Origin of the sequence: Novosphingobium kalidii, assembly GCF_040534015.1 — a bacterium.
In the GTDB taxonomy this organism is placed as follows: Bacteria; Pseudomonadota; Alphaproteobacteria; order Sphingomonadales; family Sphingomonadaceae; genus Novosphingobium; species Novosphingobium kalidii.
Genome location: NZ_JBEWLY010000023.1, coordinates 226,972 through 245,216 on the forward strand (window position 1 = coordinate 226,972; position 18,245 = coordinate 245,216).

The window sequence follows — 18,245 nt, forward strand, 5'->3', positions numbered from 1 at the left end:
CCTAGAATGGCGACGGTGCATCGCGCGGCGGGATAGCCGCGGTCGCCGTCGCCCGATCGCCGCCGAGGACACGGTAGAGTGTGATGCGGTTGTTCGCCACGGCCAGCCGCGTTGCGATTAAGGCCCGCTGCGCTGCGTAGAGGCTTCGCTGCGCGTCGAGACTCGCGAGAAAGCTGTCCACTCCGAAGCGGTAGCGCGCCTCGGTAAGCCGCGCAGTGTCTGCGGCAGCGTCGGTTCCGGCAGTCGCGGCGCGTAGGCGTTCGCTTAAGGTGCCTTGGTCCGCGAGTGCGTCGGACACCTCGCGAAACGCGATCTGCACGGCGCGTTCGTAGCTGGCGAGTGCCGCATCGCGCTGGGCCTTGGTGACCTCCACATTGGCTTGGCGGCCTCCCGCATTGAAAATCGACCCGGAAGCACTGGCGCCGCCAGACCAGCGGAAGTGACTACCGCTGAACAGGCTCGACAAAGCATCGCTGGCAAACCCCGTCAGGCCGTTCAGCGTGATGGAGGGAAACAGCTGTGCCCGGGCTACCCCGATGTCGGCATTGGCGGCGCGGAGCTGGTACTCAGCCTGCACCACGTCAGGCCGCCGTAGCAGGACTTGAGAACTGGTGCCGGCAGCAAGAGGAGCCAGCGAGTTCACAACATCATCAACGCCGGCGGGCAGCAATGCCTGGTCGAAGTTAGATCCAACCAGCAGGCGGATTGCGTTTGCGTCTTGCGCCAGGGCCGTCGTCTGCTCCGCCACATCGCTTCGGGCGGTCTCCAGCACTTGCTCCGCTTGCCGCAAGTCGGTGCGCGGCGCGATACCTCCGCGCAGGCGTGCGCTTGTCAGCTCGACGCTGCGCTCGGCGTTTGTCACCGTGGCGCGGGCAATCGCAAGTAACTCGCGATCTGCACCGTACGTGGCCCACGCCTGCACCAGATCCGCGACAACAGCCAGGCGCACCGTTCGTGCGGCCGCTTCGCTGGCGAGGGCATCGTTGCGCTGTGCCTCAGTGGCGTTTGCGTACTTGCCGAAGAAATCCAGCTCGAAACTGGAGACGCCCCCTTGTGCAGAGTAGGCCCAGCCGCGCCTTGCCGATGCAGCTACCCCCGGCGATCCGGCGATCGTTCCTGAGCCCCCATTGTCGGCATAGGTGCCGCCGCCCGTCACGCCGATTGCCGGGATTTGATCGGCCCGAACCACTCGCACCAAGGCGCGAGCAGCAGTGACGTTCGCGGCGGCGACCTGCAGATCACGATTGTTCTCGAGAGCTTGCGCGATCAGTTGCTGGAGGCCGGGGTCACGAAAGATCTCGGCGTAGGAAACTGCGGGGAGGGCGGCTTCAGCCTCCGCCAGGTACGCATCTCCCGCAGGTAAGGTCGGCGGAACAGGGGCAGCCGGGGTAACGTAAGTCGGCGCGAGCGAGCAGGCGCCCAGCGATAAGGCGGATAATCCGGCAAGCAGCCGAGAAGGAAAACGCAGCCTCCTCACGTGAGTTCGCCATCGACAGGTGGGGCGTCCTGGGTGGGGGAGGGGGGGCGCAGTCGCTCGCGCGCCGCGTTCAACCCGTCGCGCACACTGCGGCGTACGAGGACGAAGAACAGCGGAATGTAGAAGATAGCCAGGATCGTCGCTGTCAGCATTCCCCCGACCACTGCCGTCCCGATTGCGATGCGGCTGTTTGCGCCAGGGCCAGTCGCGAGCGCGAGCGGAAGGACGCCAAAGATGAAAGCAAAGCTGGTCATCAGGATCGGGCGCAGTCGAATGCGCGCTGCCTCAAGCGCGGCGTCGATCACTCGCTTGCCGCGCTTTTCTGCCTGCTCGGCAAACTCGATCATCAGGATGGCATTTCGGGCAGCGAGGCCCATGGTGGTGAGCAGGCCGATTTGAAGGTAGACGTCGTTCTCAAGGCCACGCAGCGTCACAGCAAAGATAGCGCCAACAAGGCCGAGCGGGATCACCAGAATGGCAGCCACGGGGATTGACCAGCTCTCGTAAAGCGCGGCGAGGCAAAGAAACACCACCAGCAGTGACAAGCCGTACAGGATCGGTGCCTGGCCTGAACTCAGCCGCTCCTGGTAGGATGCACCGGACCAGGCGACGCTCGTGCCAGGTAGTTGGCTCGCCAATTCGGCCATCACGTCCATGGCGGTGCCGGAGCTGACTCCCGGCGCGGCCTGTCCTGAGAATTGGTAAGAGGGAACGCCGTTAAAGCGAGAGGATGTGCTCGGCACCGTGGACCATCCCACGCGAGCGAATGCGGAAAAAGGAGACATGTCACCGCTGTTCGAGCGGACATACCATTGCGCGAGATCCTCCGGCTTCATCCGGAACGGAGCATCCCCTTGTACGTAGACGCGCTTCACTCGACCCGCATCGACGAAGTCGTTGACGTAGGAACCGCCCCAAGCTGTCGCCAGGGTGCTGTTCACGTCGCTGGGGTTGAGACCGAATGCGGTAAGTCTGCGCGTGTCCATGTCGATGTCCACGGTCGACACCTCAGGTAAGTCGCTGAGCCGAACGCCGGTCAGGCGCGGGTCTGCCGTGGCGAGTTCGAGCAGGCGGTCACGTGCTTCCGTGAACTTCTCGCGGCTCATTCCGCTCGTATTCTGAAACTCGAGCGAGAAACCGGCGGACGCGCCCAGTCCTCGCACAGCACCTGGCACAAGGGCGAAGATTTGCGCATCGCGCAAAACTGAAAGCGATTTTCCCGCACGCTCGACGATTGCGTTGGCGCCGTTCTCGCGTCCCTTGCGCTCTTCCCAGTTCGTGAGCTTGAGGAAGCCTTGGCCTGTGTTCTGCCCACTGGCACCCATGCCGCCGCCCGCGACGGTGAAGATGCTCTGCACGTTCTTCTTCTCATTCGTGAGGAAGTATCGTTCTACCGCCCGCTGAACATCCTGAGTGCCGTTAAGAACCGTGCCCGGAGGCAAACGGAACTGCACCATCACCGAGCCTTGATCCTCGTTCGGAAGGAAGCCGTTGGGCAGGCGGAAGAAGAGGATCGCCATCATGGCGACCACCGCCGCGTAGATTGCCAGAAAGATCCACTTGCGCTCGACTGTGCGCAGAACGATCCTGCCATACCGATCAGTAACCCGCTCAAACCCGCGATTGAAGGTGTCCTTTGAGCGCGCGAGCACCTGGCCAGCTGCGGGGAAACGCCGCTGCAGCCTTCCGGGAGGTGCTTTCTCTCCGGTGGGTTTGAGCAGCGTCGCCGTGAGAGCGGGCGTCAGGATCAGCGCCACGAAGACCGAGAGGACCATTGCCGTGATGATCGTGAGCGAGAACTGGCGGTAGATGACGCCCGTAGAGCCCCCGAAGAATGCCATCGGAAGAAACACGGCGACAAGCACGAGCGCAATCGCCACGAGCGCGACCTGAAGTTCTTGCATGGACAGGATGGTCGCCTCGCGCGCGCTCATTCCGGGGTTTTCCTCCAGCAAACGCTGCACGTTTTCCACCACGACAATGGCGTCATCCACCAGAAGGCCGATCGCCAGCACCAAACCGAACAGCGTCAGCGTGTTAATGGAAAAGCCCGCGACGTAGAAAACTGCGAAGGTGCCGAGCAGTACGACCGGTACCGCGATCGTCGGGATCAGGGTGGCACGCCAGCTCTGAAGGAAAATGAACATGACGATCACGACGAGGACGATTGCCTCCAGGAGCGCTTCCTGAACCTCCGATACCGAGAGCTTGATGAACTCGGTGGAATCGTTGCCGTAGATGTACTCCATGCCATCGGGCAGGCCCTCGGCCAGCTCCTGCATTCGAGCCTTTACTGCTTCTGCGGTGCGCAGGGCATCGGCGCCCGGAGAGAGGGAGATGGACATGCCGGCGCCCGGATGGCCGTTGACGCGGCTTACCACCGCGTAGCTTTCGGCGCCGATCTCCACGCGCGCGACATCGCCCACGGTCACGGTCGAGCCGTCGGTTTCGGTCTTGAGGATGATGGCGCGAAACTGTTCCGGCGTTTGCAGGCGCGACTGAGCCGTCACCGTGGCGTTGAGCGCCTGCTCTTCGGGCGAGGGGACGCCGCCCACTTCGCCGGCAGCAATCTCGGTGTTTTGCGCCCGTACTGCGCTGATGACATCGCTCGGCATCAGGCGCACGGCAGCAAGCTTGCGGGGGTCGAGCCAGATGCGCATAGCGTGCGGTGCGCCGAAGACGTTGACCTCGCCCACGCCATCAACCCGTGAGAGTGGGTCCTGAACATTGGATGTCAGGTAGTCCGAAACGTCCTGGTTGGATCGCGTGTCGGTCACGTCGTACATCGCCACGAGCATAAGCTGGTCGGGGTTGGACTTGGTGACCCTGACGCCTTGCTCTTGCACCGGCTGAGGGAGGCGGGCGAGCGCGCTCTGGATCTGGTTTTGGACCTGGACTTGCGCGATGTCCGGGTCGGTACCCTTGGCGAAAGTCACGCTGATCGAGGCGCGCCCGCGGTTTGAGGATTGCGAACTGAAGTAGAGCAACCCGTCGAGCCCGGTGAGCTGCTGCTCCAGCACCTGCGTGACGCTGTTCTCGATCGCTTCTGCCGAGGCACCGGGATAGGTGGCGGAGACGTTCACCTGTGTCGGCGCGATGTCCGGGTATTGCTCATTGGGCAGGTTCAACAGCGCGCCGAGGCCAGCGAGCATGACGATGATCGCAATCACCCAGGCAAAAATCGGCCGGTCAATGAAGATCCTCGACATCGGGCGATCAGTTGCCTTGCTTGGACGCGCCTGCGCCAGAAGCGCGGGGTGCTCCTGGCGCTCTGGTCGGATCTTGTGGTGTGTTGGCGGATACGGGCCGGATCCCCGCTCCCTGCTTCAGCCCGTTCAGGCCTTGCGTGATAACCTTCTCGTTTTTCTTCAATCCGGAGGTGACGACCCAACTGCTGCCATATGTGCGCGTCGCATTGACCTTCCTGCGGACGGCCTTGTTGTCCTTGCCCACCAGCATGACATAGGCAGAGCCATCAAAATCGCGCCGCAAGGCTTGTTGCGGAACGAGCACGGCGTTCGGATCGATCGCCTGAGTAAACACCGCGTTCACGAACATGCCGGGAAGCAGCAGCCCGTTTGGGTTGGGGAACTGCGCGCGCAGCGTTACCGTGCCGGTCTGCTGGTTCACCGTAACTTCTGAAAACTTGACGGTACCCTGCAGCGGATAGTCGCTTCCGTCTTCCAGCTTCAGCGTAGCCGCAGTGCTACCCGCCGCCAGTCCGCCGTCGCGCAGCTTGCGCCGCATCGCGACGAGATCCGCAGCAGACTGTTGCATGTCTATGTACATCGGATCGGTGCGCTGGATGATGGCGAGCGGGCTCTCCTGTCCAGTGCTCGCCAAACCGCCCACTGTAACCAGTGCACGGCCAATATGGCCGCTGATCGGCGCCGGAACCGTTGTAAACCGCAAATTCACGCGCGCCGTTTCCAACGCGGCATTGTTCTGCGCGATGGTGGCGCGCGCCACACGCGCTTGCGCTGCGGCGTCTGCATATTCCTGCTGTGCGACTGCTTCCATCTCGGCAAGAGGTTTCAGGCGCTCAGCCCGCGCGATCGCAGCCTCTGCACTTGCCCGAGCGCTGGCGAGGTTCGCCTCCGCTTGGTTGACGGCGGCGCGATAGAGGCTGGGGTCTACCTCAAAAAGCGGCTGTCCTGCACGGACGTAGCTGCCTTCGGTGAACAAACGACGACGGATGACGCCCGCCACCTGCGGCCGCACTTCGCTGGTCTCGAAAGCTACGGTTCGGCCGCCAAGCGTCACAGGCTCCGGAACTGCCGAAGTGGTCACCAGAACATAGCCGACCTGCGGCGCTGGGCGACCGCCAGTCTGTGGATTGCCGGAACTGTCACAACCGGAGAGCAAGACGGCTGATAGCAGCGCCACACCGGCAAAAGCCGGTCCGCGTTGCGACCGTGCCCTCTTGAGGGAACAATATACGGATTTCAAAGGGAGCCTCGCGACCGTTCTTGCCGATCGTATCAGACTGTTTCTGTGCAGTCGCAAGACAAGAAGTGGCGGGAGCGACATTCTGCGACAAAATTGATGCGTTTATGGGCCGGAGAAGCATGCTGCACCGCCGCACCATGACCTGGAGGTACTCTCGCCGGAGGCGGTGAGCCAAAGCTCCAGGGAACAAGTGTGGAATGGAAAGGTTCGTCGCACCATGAAGGAGCGGTGGATGCGGGCTACGCCGCCTGCACGGCTGTGCTCACAGTGTTGTGGCGGGTGTTTCCCGATCACGAGGGGATGATCATCATGGACCGACAGCGGGCCGGCGGCTGCGTATGATGCTTTTCGGCAAGTCCGTGCGGCAAGGAGGCGAGCGTTGAACGCCTTGCTGACGCTCGCCGGCGCGGCTCTCATCCTGATTGCGATTGCTGACGTATTCCTGACGGTTCTCTACGCTCGCATCAGTGTCGGCTTCCTGACGCCGCGCCTCTACCGCGCTACGTGGCTGACCCTTAAAGCGGTTGCTCCGGCGAAGGAGGGCGGCCGAAACGCTTTGCTCTCCTATGCAGGGCCGCTGATGATCGTCGAAACCGTGATTGTCTGGAGCCTGCTGATCCAGTTCGGCTTTGCGCTGATCTACTGGCCAGCCTTGGGCAGCGGTATCAGCGCAGCGAGTGGGAGCACTTCAACCGACTTTAGCACGGCGCTCTATTTCTCCGGATACTCTTTCACCACGCTGGGTACGGGTGACATCACTCCCCAGACGCCGGCTTATCGAATGCTGATGATTGCGGAGGCTTGGATCGGCTTTTCGGTGCTCACTTTGACGCTGACGTACCTCATGTCGGTTTATTCGGCTCTAGTGAGAAGGAACACGCTAGCCCAGATTCTTCATCACATGACAGACGGCAGCGGTCAGCCGGTACGTCTGGTGGCAGGCCTGGTAGAGGGGGGGTGTGAGGGGGCCAAGAGCCAGCTGATGCCCATCGGCTCTCAGATTCTCGATTTGCTCGAGTCGCATCATTCGTACCCAATTCTGCACTACTTTCGGATGCGCGACGCGCGTTATGCAACGACGAGGATAGCGTACATCACTCTTGAGAGTGCCACGCTCATACACACTGCGCTCGCTCCCGAGTACGGGTCGCTGCAGCGCTCCGCAGCCGTCAGCCTGTTGTGGGGGAGCGCGCAGGATCTGCTGCAGCAGACCAGCACATGCTTCCTGCACGGCTCGCCGGACGAGAAGCTGAAACGAGATGACCGCGAGACCTTTCGCAGCGCTCTCGAAGTTCTGAGTAGATCCAACATCGCCACCAGCGATGACCAGTTCGAAGCCTACTGCGCTGCCCGTGACGAGTGGTTTCCGACGATCAATGCCTTCGTCGATCTGATGGGCTATCGGGTCGAGGATATCGTCCCGCCCACAACCTCCTCATCCGAGCAGAGCCACCCACGGCCGGGCGGGTAGCTCACCTCAGGGGAGTTGGAGAGCAAGCATGCCGGCCGGGCTGTAGGGCCGCACGCCCATGGTCTTACCTCGCGCTACGGCCACGCGGTCACTCACAATGAATCAACGCCCTTGCGCGGCCCTCCCATGCCTGAACACGGGAGTCTCGTGCTTAAGTCTCTCGACGGGAATCCCGCATGGATGGCGCGTGACCGCCCCGCTTTACCGTTGCGCTTGTTTCCTCAAGTTCGGTGATGAAGCGAACTCGCTCATCCCTGGTCAGAGAGGCTATCTTGCAGAAGCGCACCGCGGGCCAAACGGCTTCCGATTTGGATTGGGGACCATTCCCCTTCTGGTTGAGTGGTCCGTCGCGCAGCGTGAGAGCTGTGTGCACGCCAACCGAGAACTTCGCGAGAGATACCCTCTCAACCGTGTAGAGGCGTCCCGTCGCCGGGTAGCCGTCCTCATTCTCAGGTGCACCCGCCAAAATTCGCCCACCTCGTACACACAATGCGAGGTCACCTGCCTTCCAGTCTTCGATCATGTTTCGCGGCCTTTCGATCAGGAACTCCATTGCAATTTACGACGCCGCTGCTTGTTCCTCCATACAGTTGTCAGGCGTGGCGGCGCCAAGAGTGCCAAAGAGGGACGCCGACCCGTCAAGGCTAAGCAATTTCTACGATTATGCGACATGGATGGGCTGGCTTCGCTTGCACTACGCACCTCTCGACGACTGGCGCAGGAGGCGCGGCGGCGGCAAGAGCGTTCCGGGATCACGTCTACCCCGGTTGATCGGCATAGATCCGCGACGCGTCGAGTACTGTCGGAGCAGGCAGGGCGGAGTCGCCCGCGGGCCACGAAAGAACCCGCAGTTCGGTAGTATGGATCGGATAGGGAAGAAGACCAGCCTGGTGCTATTCTGCCTTTGCTGTGACGCTCTTGCGCCTAGGCACTTCAGGCAATCAGATACCAAAAGGCGTTGCCAGCGACAGGTCTCGCTTTACGGCTATCCAGGCTTATCTTGCACGAGGTGAGCGAAACTGAAACTCAGGTTTGCTGGCTTTGCGAGAGGCCTCTGGGTCGGCCGGTGGAATGGCACCATCCGATTCCAAAAAGCCGCGGCGGCCGGCATAGGGTCGCCGTCCATCCGATTTGCCACCGCACTCTTCATGCGAATTTCGCTAACGCGGAATTGGCGCGCCGAGGTTCTGATGTTGCGTCGCTACGCCGGGATCCAGCTATCGCACAGTTTCTGGAATGGATCGCCGGTAAGTTGCCCGACTTTCATGCGCCAACGGCTAAGCGCAAACCCTAAGCTTAGCCCTCGACGTGCTCAGCCAATACGGTGAGGCCAGCGGTGCCAACTTCAGCGAAACCGCCTTGGATCTGGATCTCCTCAGGCGCGCCGTTCTCGGTGCGGTAAACCCTGAGGGGGCCATCCTTGATCGTCGTCATGAAAGGCGCGTGACCCTGGAGCACGCCCATTTCGCCCTCAGTGCCGGGAATGACGACCATGTGGACCTCCTCGGAACGGACGAGCCGAGCGGGAGTCACGAGTTCGAAATGCAGTGCCATTGTCTTGTTCCTATCCCCTCCCGAGAGCGGGAGGGGCTGAGGTTGGGCAGGGGGTGCTGCGCTGTAGCAACTCACCCCGAGCTCCTCCCGCAAAGCGGGAGGAGCCTAGTCGGTCATCAGGCCTCGTCGGCCAGCTTCTTGGCTTTCTCGACCGCTTCGTCGATACCGCCGACCATGTAGAAGGCGTTCTCTGGCAGGTGGTCGTATTCACCTTCGACGACCGCCTTGAACGACTTCACGGTGTCCTCGATCTGCACGAACTTGCCGGGGATGCCGGTGAAGACTTCGGCCACGTGGAACGGTTGGCTGAGGAACTTCTGGATCTTGCGGGCGCGGGCAACGGTCAGCTTATCCTCTTCGGAAAGCTCGTCCATGCCCAAGATCGCGATGATGTCCTGCAGCGACTTGTACTTCTGCAGCGTCTCCTGAACGCGGCGAGCCGTCTCGTAGTGCTCGGTGCCGACAACGCGCGGTTCGAGAACGCGCGAGGTGGAGTCGAGCGGGTCGACCGCCGGGTAGATGCCCAGCTCCGAAATCGCGCGGTTCAGCGTGGTCGTCGCGTCCAAGTGAGCGAAAGAAGTCGCAGGCGCCGGGTCGGTCAAGTCGTCCGCGGGAACGTAGATCGCCTGCACCGAGGTGATCGAGCCCTTGTTGGTCGAGGTGATGCGCTCTTGCAGCTGGCCCATGTCGGTCGACAGGGTCGGCTGGTAGCCCACGGCCGAAGGAATACGGCCCAGCAGAGCCGACACTTCTGCGCCTGCCTGCGTGAAGCGGAAGATGTTGTCGACGAAGAAGAGCACGTCCTGGCCCTCCTGGTCACGGAAATATTCGGCCATGGTCAGACCCGAGAGGGCAACGCGAGCGCGGGCGCCCGGGGGCTCGTTCATCTGGCCGAACACGAGTGCCACCTTGGAGCCTTCCGAGGTCGCGTTGCCCTCGGCGTCCTTGGCGATAACGCCAGCGTCGAGGAACTCGTGGTAAAGGTCGTTGCCCTCGCGGGTACGCTCACCAACGCCTGCGAACACGGACACGCCGCCGTGGCCCTTGGCGATGTTGTTGATCAGCTCCTGGATCAGCACGGTCTTGCCGACGCCGGCGCCGCCAAACAGGCCGATCTTGCCGCCCTTGGCGTAAGGGGCGAGTAAGTCGATAACCTTGATGCCGGTGACCAGGATCGCCGCTTCGGTGGACTGGTCGATAAAGGCGGGGGCCTCGGCGTGGATCGGCGCGAACATGTCGGAACCGACCGGGCCACGCTCGTCGATCGGATCGCCGACGACGTTGAGGATGCGGCCGAGCGTCTTCGGGCCGACCGGCACCGAGATCTGCGCGCCGGAGTTGGTCACGCTCTGACCACGGGTTAGGCCGTCGGTGCCGTCCATGGCGATGCAGCGCACGGTGTTCTCACCGAGATGCTGGGCAACCTCGAGCACGAGCTTGTTGCCGTTGTTGTCGGTTGACAGCGCGGTGAGGATCGGCGGCAGCTCGCCTTCGAAGGTCACGTCGACGACGGCGCCGATGACCTGGCTGATCTTGCCGGTAGTGGTCTGGTTGAGCACGGGTGCGGTTGCCATTTTCGTTTCCTTGCCTTCGTGGCTTTAGAGCGCTTCCGCGCCTGCAATGATTTCGACCAGCTCGGTGGTGATCGCGGCCTGACGGCTGCGGTTGTACTGGATCGTCAGCTTCTTGATCAGGTCGCCGGCGTTGCGCGTGGCGTTGTCCATCGCAGTCATCGACGCGCCTTGTTCGGACGCCATGTTCTCCAGCAGCGCACCGAAGATCTGAGTCTTGAGATAACGCGGGAGCAGGGCGGCGAGGATTTCCTCTTCGTCAGGCTCATACTCGACGACAGCATCGCTCTTCGCAACCGCCGCCTTCGGTGCAGGGACCGGAATGATCTGCTGCTCGGTGGGCTCCTGAGTCAGTGCGTTCTTGAACTTCGAGAAGAACAAGTGCGCAACGTCAAAGCGGCCCTCCTCATAGAGCTTCACCAACTCGTCAGCGATCTTCTCGGCTTCGTTGAAGCCGGGCTCACGCACGTCCGTGGTGTCGAACATATGGAGGATCGACTTGGGGTAATTGCGTCGGATTACAGCGCGACCCTTGCGGCCGATGAGGTAGAATAGCACCGTCTTGCCTTCGCCCTCGAGCCGGCGAGCCGCTGCGAGCGCGGCTTTGACGATGTTCGAGTTGAACGCGCCCGCCAAGCCCTTGTCCGAGTTGGCGACGACCAGCAAGTGGACGCTGTTGCTGCCCGTTCCTGCGAGCAGCTTGGGGCTGTTTTCAGTCACAGTGATCTTGCTCGACAGCGAAGCCATGACTTCGGCCAAGCGCTGAGCATACGGACGGCCTGATTCCGCCGCCGCCTGCGCCTTGCGCAGCTTCGCAGCAGCGACCATCTGCTTGGCCTTGGTGATCTTCTGGGTCGATTTGACCGAGTTGATCCGGCCTTTGAGTTCCTTGAGGCTGGCCATGTCAGTCCTTCAGTTCCGTCACTTCCACCAGCTTGGGATCGTCACGCAGCCAGCCTTCGTACTTAGCGAAGACATTCTTGGTGTAATCCTGGGCATGATGAAAATCGAACGCCGCGCGATCGGCCCAGCGTTCGAAGATGTAGATGTTCGAAGACCCATCGGCGGCGCGATAGGGTTCGAAGTGTTCGCAGCCCGCTTCCGCCCGCGTTTGCGACACGATAGCCACAATCGCCGTCCGTGCATCGTCGAGATGCTCGGGCTTGAGGGGAATGGTCGCGAACACCGCGTAGCTCATCAGGCGAACTGCTTGCCGAAGGCTTCGAGCGCCGCTGCCAGCTTCTTCGGGGTTTCGCCCTCGAACTTGCCGGTGTCGCGGATCTCGGCGAGAACCGCCGGGTGCTCGGAGTGCAGGTAGCTGAGCATTTCGCTCTCGTACTGCGTCACCTTGTCGACTGGCAGCTTGTCGAGGTAGCCGTTGGTTCCCGCGTAGATCGAGGCGACCTGCTCTTCCATTGCGAGCGGCGAGAACTGCTTCTGCTTGAGCAATTCGGTCAGACGCGCACCACGGTTGAGCAGCTTCTGGGTCGAAGCGTCGAGATCCGAACCGAACTGCGCGAAGGCGGCCATTTCGCGATACTGCGCCAGCTCCAGCTTGATCGATCCGGCGACCTTCTTCATCGCCTTCGTCTGAGCCGACCCGCCGACGCGGCTTACAGAGAGGCCGACGTTGATGGCCGGACGCACGCCCTGGTAGAACAGGCCCGTCTCAAGGAAGATCTGGCCGTCGGTGATCGAGATCACGTTGGTCGGGATGTAGGCCGAGACGTCGCCTGCCTGCGTTTCGATGATCGGCAGCGCGGTAAGCGAGCCGGCTCCGAAGTCGTCGTTCATCTTCGCCGCGCGCTCGAGCAGACGGCTGTGAAGGTAGAACACGTCGCCAGGGTAAGCTTCGCGGCCCGGAGGACGACGCAGCAGCAGCGACATCTGGCGATAGGCGACAGCTTGCTTGGAAAGATCGTCGAACACGATGACGGCGTGCATGCCGTTGTCGCGGAAGAACTCACCCATGGCAGCGCCGGTGTAGGGCGCGAGGTACTGCAGCGGTGCAGGCTCGGAAGCGGTCGCGGCGATGACGATGGAGTATTCCATCGCGCCGTTCTCTTCGAGCTGGCGCACGATCTGAGCGACGGTCGAGCGCTTCTGGCCCACCGCAACGTAGATGCAGTAGAGCTTCTTATTCTCGTCGGTGCCCGAGTTCGGACCCTTCTGGTTGATGAAGGTATCGATCGCCACAGCCGACTTGCCGGTCTGACGGTCACCGATGATCAGTTCGCGCTGGCCGCGGCCCACGGGAACGAGCGCGTCGATTGCCTTGAGGCCGGTCTGCACGGGCTCGTGCACCGACTTGCGCGGGATGATGCCGGGAGCCTTGGTCTCAACGCGGCGACGCTCGGTCGACACGATCGGGCCCTTGCCGTCGATCGGGTTGCCCAGCGCGTCAACGACGCGGCCGAGCAGGCCCTTGCCGACCGGCACGTCCACGATGGTGCCGGTACGCTTGACGCTGTCGCCTTCCTTGATCGACGCGTCCGAGCCGAAGATCACGACGCCGACGTTGTCAGCCTCGAGGTTCAGCGCCATGCCCTGAATGCCGCCGTTGAATTCGACCATCTCGCCGGCCTGGACGTTGTCGAGGCCGTGGATGCGGGCAATGCCGTCACCCACCGAAAGCACGGTGCCGACTTCGGAGACCTGCGCTTCGGTGCCGAAGCTGGCGATCTGGTCCTTGATGACCTTCGAGATTTCTGCGGCGCGGATGTCCATCGGGTTTTCCTTCTTAGCCCTTCATGGCCTGGGCGAGCGAATTGAGACGAGTGCGGATCGAGCTATCGATGCGCTTGGAGCCGATCGTGACGACCAGCCCTCCGAGAAGCTCAGGATCGACGCTGGTGCGGATCTTGACGTTGCGGCCCTCGCGCGCTTCCAGCTTCTGGCGCAGCGCTTCGATCTGGCCATCGCTGAGCGGGTGAGCGGACGTGACTTCGGCAGTCGCTTCGCCACGCTGAGCAGCGGCGATCGCGTGAAAGGCGCGAATGATCTCGGGCAGAACGAAAAGGCGGCGGTTGGCCGCGAGTACGCCCATGAAGTTCTTGGTGAGATCCGAGAGGCCCAGGAGGGGCGCAATAGCATTCATCGCGCCGCCAGCCGCCTCACGGCTCACTTGCGGGTTACGGATCAGCGCTCCGAATTCGGCGCTCTCGCGAATGGCTTGGCCGATCCGGTCGAGATCACCCTCGACGGCCGTAACTGTGCCGTTCTCACTGGCGAGGTCGAACAGGGCCGACGCATAACGCCCCTGCAGACTGGCCTTGATTCCGCCGGAATTCTCCACGCGTGTCCTATCCTTGCATCAGGTTCGCCGGGGCGCGCCTGCGAAGGCGCGAAAACGCGCTCCGAAGCCCCCAGACGGCCGGCGCATAGCGGCGATTCTTGGATGGTGCAAGCTACCCAGACGAGGCTGGGGAAAGATCGCCGGTGTGCGGACACTTCGGCTATGAGGAAGTGAAACGGAACACGTGAGGGCGTGGGCAAGCCAGCCGGTTGAGGGGCGCAGTGCTTTGGCCGCAAGGTGCGGGAGGCAATACCTCCGAATCATATCTATAGGCGTAGATAGCCATTTGGCTGGCCGGGGCAGGGCGGTGCCTCTTTGTCATTCGCGACACAGCGGGATCTGACGGGGGCGACTAGCGATGGGTCTTGGGGAGCGAGGAGAACCGCATGATAGTCGACGACGATGCCTGGAGAGCTGTGCTGGCGCGCAACCGCAGCTTCGACGGGCGTTTTGTCACAGGCGTTCATTCGACCGGCGTATACTGCCGGCCGTCATGCCCGGCGCGGCATCCCCGGCGGGAGAACGTTCGGTTCTATGCTTCGGTCGCTGAGGCGGAAGCAGCAGGCTTGCGCGCGTGCAAGCGCTGTCTTCCAGGCGATGTGACCCGAGAAGAAGCAGCAGTGGCGCAGGCCCTGAGCCTGTTGCGGACTCGCGACGAGGCCCTGACGCTTGAGCGGCTCGCAGCACAGACCGGCTACTCGCCGACGCACTTTCAGCGTATTTTCAAGCGAGCGGTCGGCCTCAGCCCGGCCGCCTATGCACGGGCGCTCAAGCTCGAGCGCGCCCATGAGACTCTGAGGGAAGGTGCGAGCGTGACTGAGGCTGTCTACGCGGCGGGCTATGGGGCGCCCTCCCGGTTCTACGAGGCGGATGCCCGGAGGCCCGGCATGGCGCCTTCGGCATGGCGCGACGGCGGTGCGGGCGTAACGATTCGGTGGGCAGTGGTGCCCACGACGCTCGGACCGATGCTGGTTGCCGCAACAGACAAAGGCGTCTGCAGGCTCGCGTTTGATGAAGGACCGGAGGCGCTCGCCCAGCGCTTTCCCCGTGCGGAGTTGGCCAGAGGCGGCGATGCATTCGAGGAATTGCTGCAGGAAGTGATCGTAGCGGTCGAGCAGCCCGGTAGCTCCAGAACAATTCCCCTTGACGTGCAGGGCACCGCCTTCCAGGAGGCGGTCTGGCAAGAACTGCAGCGCATTCCCAAGGGTGAGACGCGCAGTTATGCTCAAATTGCAGCGGCTATCGGCAAGCCCGGGGCAGTACGCGCGGCGGGCTCGGCCAACGGCGCCAACAACGTGGCGGTGCTGATCCCTTGCCACCGGGTGGTGCGTGCCGACGGATCGCTTGGCGGATACGCCTACGGCCTCGACATCAAGCGAGAGCTGTTGCGGCGGGAGAAGGGCGACTGAGCGCCCGCGTGCATCACGGCAGATTAACGGTGGAGGGTCGTGGCGGCCTGCATCACACGAAGCTGTACGGGTCGATATCGATCGCTACGCGCACACCCTGCGGGAATTCAAGCGCACCCAGCCATTCCTGCAGATAACGCTGCAGTTCGGCCGAGCGCCGCGCGTTGATCAGGAGCCGATAGCGGTGGCGCCCGCGTAGCAGAGCCATCGGTGCCGGCGCTGGCCCGAGCACCAACATGTCCGGATGACCCGGCGCAGTGCCGCCGATCGCACGGGCGGCGGACTGCGCTTCCGCCTGGTCCTCGCTCGACACGATGATCGCTGCCCAGCGGCCGAAAGGTGGGGCGCCCGCTTCGCGCCTGGCCTGAGTTTCTGCTTCGTAGAAAGCATCGCGGTCGCCGGAGGCCAAGGCTGTGATCACAGCGGCCTCGGGGTGCCGAGTCTGGATCAGGACTTCTCCCGGCTTGGCGCCTCGGCCTGCCCGTCCTGCGACCTGGGCGATCTGCTGGTAGGTCCGCTCGCCCGCGCGCAAGTCGCCGCCCTCCAGCCCCAGGTCCGCATCGACGACGCCCACCAGCGTCAGTTCGGGGAAGTGGTAGCCCTTGGTGACGAGTTGGGTACCGACGATCACGTCGATCGCTCCTTCCTCGGCTTGGGCGACGAATCGCGCCACCGCCTCGCGCGAGTTGAGAGTGTCGGACGTGACCACGGCGATCCGGGCGTCCGGCAGCAGTTCCGCCACCTCGTCTGCGATACGCTCTACTCCGGGGCCGCAGGCGACAAGACAATCAGGCGTCCCGCACTCCGGACAGACCTCGGGCACTGGCACTTCATGCCCGCAATGATGGCAGGCGAGGCGGCTGGAGAAGCGGTGTTCCACCAGCCACGCAGTGCAGTTCGGGCATTGAAAGCGATAGCCGCAGTGCCGGCACAGCGTCAGCGGCGCATAGCCACGCCGATTGAGGAACAGCAGCGATTGCTCGCCACGCTCCAGCCGGGCCTGCATTTCCTCGACCAGCTTGGGCGCCAGCCAGCGGCCACGCGCCGGTGCCTCCGTGCGCAAGTCGAGGACCGAGACCTCCGGCAACTGCGCGCCTCCGAACCGATTTGGCAATTCGACCCGCTTGTAAATGCCCGCCTCCGCAAGCTGCATCGATTCGAGCGCCGGAGTGGCGCTGGCAAGAATTACCGGCACTCGTTCAAAGCGCGCGCGTATCACCGCAACATCGCGCGCATTGTAGCGCACCCCGTCGTCCTGCTTGAACGAGACTTCGTGCGCTTCGTCCACCACGATCAGGCCGAGCCGCGCGTATGGCAGGAACAGTGCCGAACGCGCACCGACCACGACTTGCGCTTCGCCATGCGCAATGGCGCGCCAGGCCCGTCGGCGTTCGCTGGCCTTCAAAGAGGAGTGCCACAGGATCGGAGGCACGCCGAAGCGCTGCTCGAAACGGCGCAGGAAGTTTTCCGTCAGAGCGATTTCGGGAAGCAGGACCAGCACCTGCCGGTCGCCTCGCAGAGCCTCCGCCACCCCCTCGAAGTAGGTCTCCGTCTTGCCCGATCCGGTCACCCCGTCGAGCAGGAAGGGCGTGAAGCCGCCCGACCGTACCGCGTCGACGAATGTCCGCGCCGCTTCCTTTTGTCCCTCGCTGAGCTGCGGTTGCGCGAAATCCGGAAGAGCAGGGGGGTAAGGGCGGTCGCAGTCGACCAGGACCGGTTCCAGGAGCCCCGCGCCGGCCATGCCGCGCAGTACGCCTTCGGAGACACTCGCCAGCTCTGCCAGTTCCCGAATCGAGCCTTGCTCCCCCTGAAGGGCGTCCAGCGCAGCGGCACGCTGCGGCGTCAGGCGGGCCGGCTCGGCACCTGTCAGGCGGTACTCGGTCGTGGTGCCGCCGCCGCGCAGTGCAGCACTGCTAGACAGAGCCATTCGGGCGACACTGACCAGCGGCGCGCAATAGTAGTCGGCCGTCCACTCGATCAGCCGGCGCAACTCGGCAGACAGCGGAGGGACCGGCAGCACCTCGAGGACCGGGCGCAGCTTTGTCTCAGGCACTTCCTTTCCACTCAGGCGTTCCGCTTCCCAGACGATCCCCAGGATCTGACGCGGGCCGAGCGGGGCGACGACAACCGACCCGTACTCCAGCGCCAGACCCTCGGGCTTGCGATAGTCGAGCACGCCCAGCGCGGCATTGAAGACGAGGAGGCGGACGCGTTCTACAGGGGCCACAGACTTGGACATCGCCCCGCATATAGGCATTCGGGGAAACTCTCGTGAAGGAATTGGGGCATGTTTGAAGATCAGTCCGCCGCCGTCTCGTGTATATCACTGCAGCGCCGCGGTTTTTTGACGGGTGGCACCGCCTTGGCGGGCATCCTGCTGCTGCCGGGTTGCGCGACCACGGGCGGGATGGGCGCAATTCCCTATGACGAGGTTGTGCGCCGGCTTCTGGAGGCATCCACCCGCAACGCCTTTGCCCGGTTGACCGCACCCGAGGGCTTCTGGGACAGCGCGGTGGGGCGGATCAACTTGCCCGTTCTGTTCGGCAAGCGCGGCTCGGTGATGCAGGGCATGCTGCGCTCGCCCGCGTTTCGCGACCAGCTCCAGCACCGCTTGAACATCATTGCCGAGGACGGTGCTCGTGCCGCCGCACCGGTGGTAGCTGACACTGTGCGAACGATCGGCATCGAGAACGCCTACGCGCTTGTCACGGGCGAGCCGACGGCGGCCACGACTTACCTGCGCGCGCAAATGGGTCCGGCACTCGTGAACGCCATGATTCCGCAGCTCGGTCAGATGATGCGAGTGGCCTCTGATCCGCTCGTAGGGCAGGCGCTTACGCTGCTGGCCGGCGTTGATGTGGCCGATGCCGCGCACGCGCTTGCCCTCGAGGCGGACAATGCGATCTGGTACGAGATTGGTGCTGAGGAAGCAGCGATCCGCCATGACCCCAGCAGGATAACCGATCCACTTCTGAGGCGAGCCTTCGGGGACTGATGGCTCCATGGGGAGGACGGGCTA

The 18,245-nt window shown here is 63.2% G+C and carries 14 protein-coding genes; 4 read left to right on the top strand and 10 right to left on the bottom strand.

What is annotated here, in order from left to right; translation table 11 throughout:
- Position 1 precedes the first annotated feature (1 nt).
- From ABVV53_RS14925 to ABVV53_RS14935, 3 genes are read right to left on the bottom strand one after another with little or no spacing between them, the layout of a single operon-like run.
- The gene (locus tag ABVV53_RS14925; RefSeq protein ID WP_353985226.1) at positions 2 to 1,477 is read right to left on the bottom strand and encodes an efflux transporter outer membrane subunit; all 1,476 of its coding nucleotides are present in this window, start codon (positions 1,475 to 1,477) and stop codon (positions 2 to 4) included.
- Entirely contained in the window at positions 1,474 to 4,686 is a 3,213-nt protein-coding gene (locus tag ABVV53_RS14930; protein ID WP_353985227.1) for an efflux RND transporter permease subunit, read from the bottom strand. Before ABVV53_RS14930 ends, ABVV53_RS14925 begins: the two co-directional genes overlap by 4 nt.
- Before the next feature lie 7 nt (positions 4,687 to 4,693).
- Positions 4,694 to 5,863 (bottom strand): efflux RND transporter periplasmic adaptor subunit, encoded by a 1,170-nt coding sequence (locus ABVV53_RS14935; protein WP_474101020.1) that lies wholly within the window; start codon positions 5,861 to 5,863, stop codon positions 4,694 to 4,696.
- 442 nt (positions 5,864 to 6,305) lie between these two features.
- Here ABVV53_RS14935 and ABVV53_RS14940 point away from each other — a divergent pair, with 442 nt between their 5' ends.
- Both ABVV53_RS14940 and ABVV53_RS14945 read left to right on the top strand, forming a co-directional pair.
- Positions 6,306 to 7,397, top strand: coding sequence for a potassium channel family protein (locus ABVV53_RS14940; RefSeq protein WP_353985228.1), 1,092 nt, complete (start codon positions 6,306 to 6,308; stop codon positions 7,395 to 7,397).
- Between the two features lie 1,009 nt (positions 7,398 to 8,406).
- Positions 8,407 to 8,691: an HNH endonuclease gene (locus ABVV53_RS14945; protein WP_353985229.1), complete on the top strand. Its 285-nt coding sequence runs from the start codon at positions 8,407 to 8,409 to the stop codon at positions 8,689 to 8,691.
- A gap of 2 nt (positions 8,692 to 8,693) precedes the next feature.
- Here ABVV53_RS14945 and ABVV53_RS14950 read toward each other — a convergent pair whose 3' ends face one another.
- The 6 genes from ABVV53_RS14950 to ABVV53_RS14975 form a co-directional block, all read right to left on the bottom strand.
- Positions 8,694 to 8,951, bottom strand: coding sequence for an ATP synthase F1 subunit epsilon (locus ABVV53_RS14950; protein ID WP_353985230.1), 258 nt, complete (start codon positions 8,949 to 8,951; stop codon positions 8,694 to 8,696).
- 116 nt (positions 8,952 to 9,067) lie between these two features.
- Positions 9,068 to 10,525: a F0F1 ATP synthase subunit beta gene (gene atpD / locus ABVV53_RS14955; RefSeq protein WP_353985232.1), complete on the bottom strand. Its 1,458-nt coding sequence runs from the start codon at positions 10,523 to 10,525 to the stop codon at positions 9,068 to 9,070.
- Positions 10,526 to 10,549: 24 nt separating this feature from the next.
- Positions 10,550 to 11,425, bottom strand: coding sequence for a F0F1 ATP synthase subunit gamma (locus ABVV53_RS14960; RefSeq protein ID WP_353985233.1), 876 nt, complete (start codon positions 11,423 to 11,425; stop codon positions 10,550 to 10,552).
- A 1-nt stretch (position 11,426) separates the two neighbouring features.
- The gene (locus ABVV53_RS14965; protein WP_353985234.1) at positions 11,427 to 11,720 is read right to left on the bottom strand and encodes a putative quinol monooxygenase; all 294 of its coding nucleotides are present in this window, start codon (positions 11,718 to 11,720) and stop codon (positions 11,427 to 11,429) included.
- Complete coding sequence (atpA, locus tag ABVV53_RS14970) at positions 11,720 to 13,249, bottom strand: F0F1 ATP synthase subunit alpha (protein WP_353985235.1); 1,530 nt, start codon at positions 13,247 to 13,249, stop codon at positions 11,720 to 11,722. Before atpA ends, ABVV53_RS14965 begins: the two co-directional genes overlap by 1 nt.
- Before the next feature lie 13 nt (positions 13,250 to 13,262).
- On the bottom strand, positions 13,263 to 13,817 hold the full coding sequence (locus tag ABVV53_RS14975; protein WP_353985236.1) for a F0F1 ATP synthase subunit delta: 555 nt from the start codon (positions 13,815 to 13,817) through the stop codon (positions 13,263 to 13,265).
- 386 nt (positions 13,818 to 14,203) lie between these two features.
- Here ABVV53_RS14975 and ada point away from each other — a divergent pair, with 386 nt between their 5' ends.
- Positions 14,204 to 15,226: a bifunctional DNA-binding transcriptional regulator/O6-methylguanine-DNA methyltransferase Ada gene (gene ada / locus ABVV53_RS14980; protein ID WP_353985237.1), complete on the top strand. Its 1,023-nt coding sequence runs from the start codon at positions 14,204 to 14,206 to the stop codon at positions 15,224 to 15,226.
- A gap of 52 nt (positions 15,227 to 15,278) precedes the next feature.
- On the opposite strand, the gene ABVV53_RS14985 is transcribed toward ada, so the two are convergent.
- Entirely contained in the window at positions 15,279 to 17,465 is a 2,187-nt protein-coding gene (locus ABVV53_RS14985; RefSeq protein WP_353985239.1) for a primosomal protein N', read from the bottom strand.
- Between the two features lie 48 nt (positions 17,466 to 17,513).
- Between ABVV53_RS14985 and ABVV53_RS14990 the strand changes: the two genes are divergently transcribed.
- Positions 17,514 to 18,221, top strand: a complete 708-nt coding sequence (locus ABVV53_RS14990) for a DUF4197 domain-containing protein (protein WP_353985240.1) — start codon at positions 17,514 to 17,516, stop codon at positions 18,219 to 18,221.
- The last annotated feature ends 24 nt before the right edge of the window (positions 18,222 to 18,245 follow it).

What these genes read in the sequence shown, in the direction of transcription:
- ABVV53_RS14930 (WP_353985227.1), bottom strand. Translation starts at nt 4,686, where the DNA reads ATGTCGAGGATCTTCATTGACCGGCCGATTTTTGCCTGGGTGATTGCG.
- ABVV53_RS14950 (WP_353985230.1), bottom strand. Translation starts at nt 8,951, where the DNA reads ATGGCACTGCATTTCGAACTCGTGACTCCCGCTCGGCTCGTCCGTTCC.
- atpD (WP_353985232.1), bottom strand. Translation starts at nt 10,525, where the DNA reads ATGGCAACCGCACCCGTGCTCAACCAGACCACTACCGGCAAGATCAGC.
- ABVV53_RS14960 (WP_353985233.1), bottom strand. Translation starts at nt 11,425, where the DNA reads ATGGCCAGCCTCAAGGAACTCAAAGGCCGGATCAACTCGGTCAAATCG.
- ABVV53_RS14965 (WP_353985234.1), bottom strand. Translation starts at nt 11,720, where the DNA reads ATGAGCTACGCGGTGTTCGCGACCATTCCCCTCAAGCCCGAGCATCTC.
- atpA (WP_353985235.1), bottom strand. Translation starts at nt 13,249, where the DNA reads ATGGACATCCGCGCCGCAGAAATCTCGAAGGTCATCAAGGACCAGATC.
- ada (WP_353985237.1), top strand. Translation starts at nt 14,204, where the DNA reads ATGATAGTCGACGACGATGCCTGGAGAGCTGTGCTGGCGCGCAACCGC.
- ABVV53_RS14985 (WP_353985239.1), bottom strand. Translation starts at nt 17,465, where the DNA reads ATGTCCAAGTCTGTGGCCCCTGTAGAACGCGTCCGCCTCCTCGTCTTC.
- ABVV53_RS14990 (WP_353985240.1), top strand. Translation starts at nt 17,514, where the DNA reads ATGTTTGAAGATCAGTCCGCCGCCGTCTCGTGTATATCACTGCAGCGC.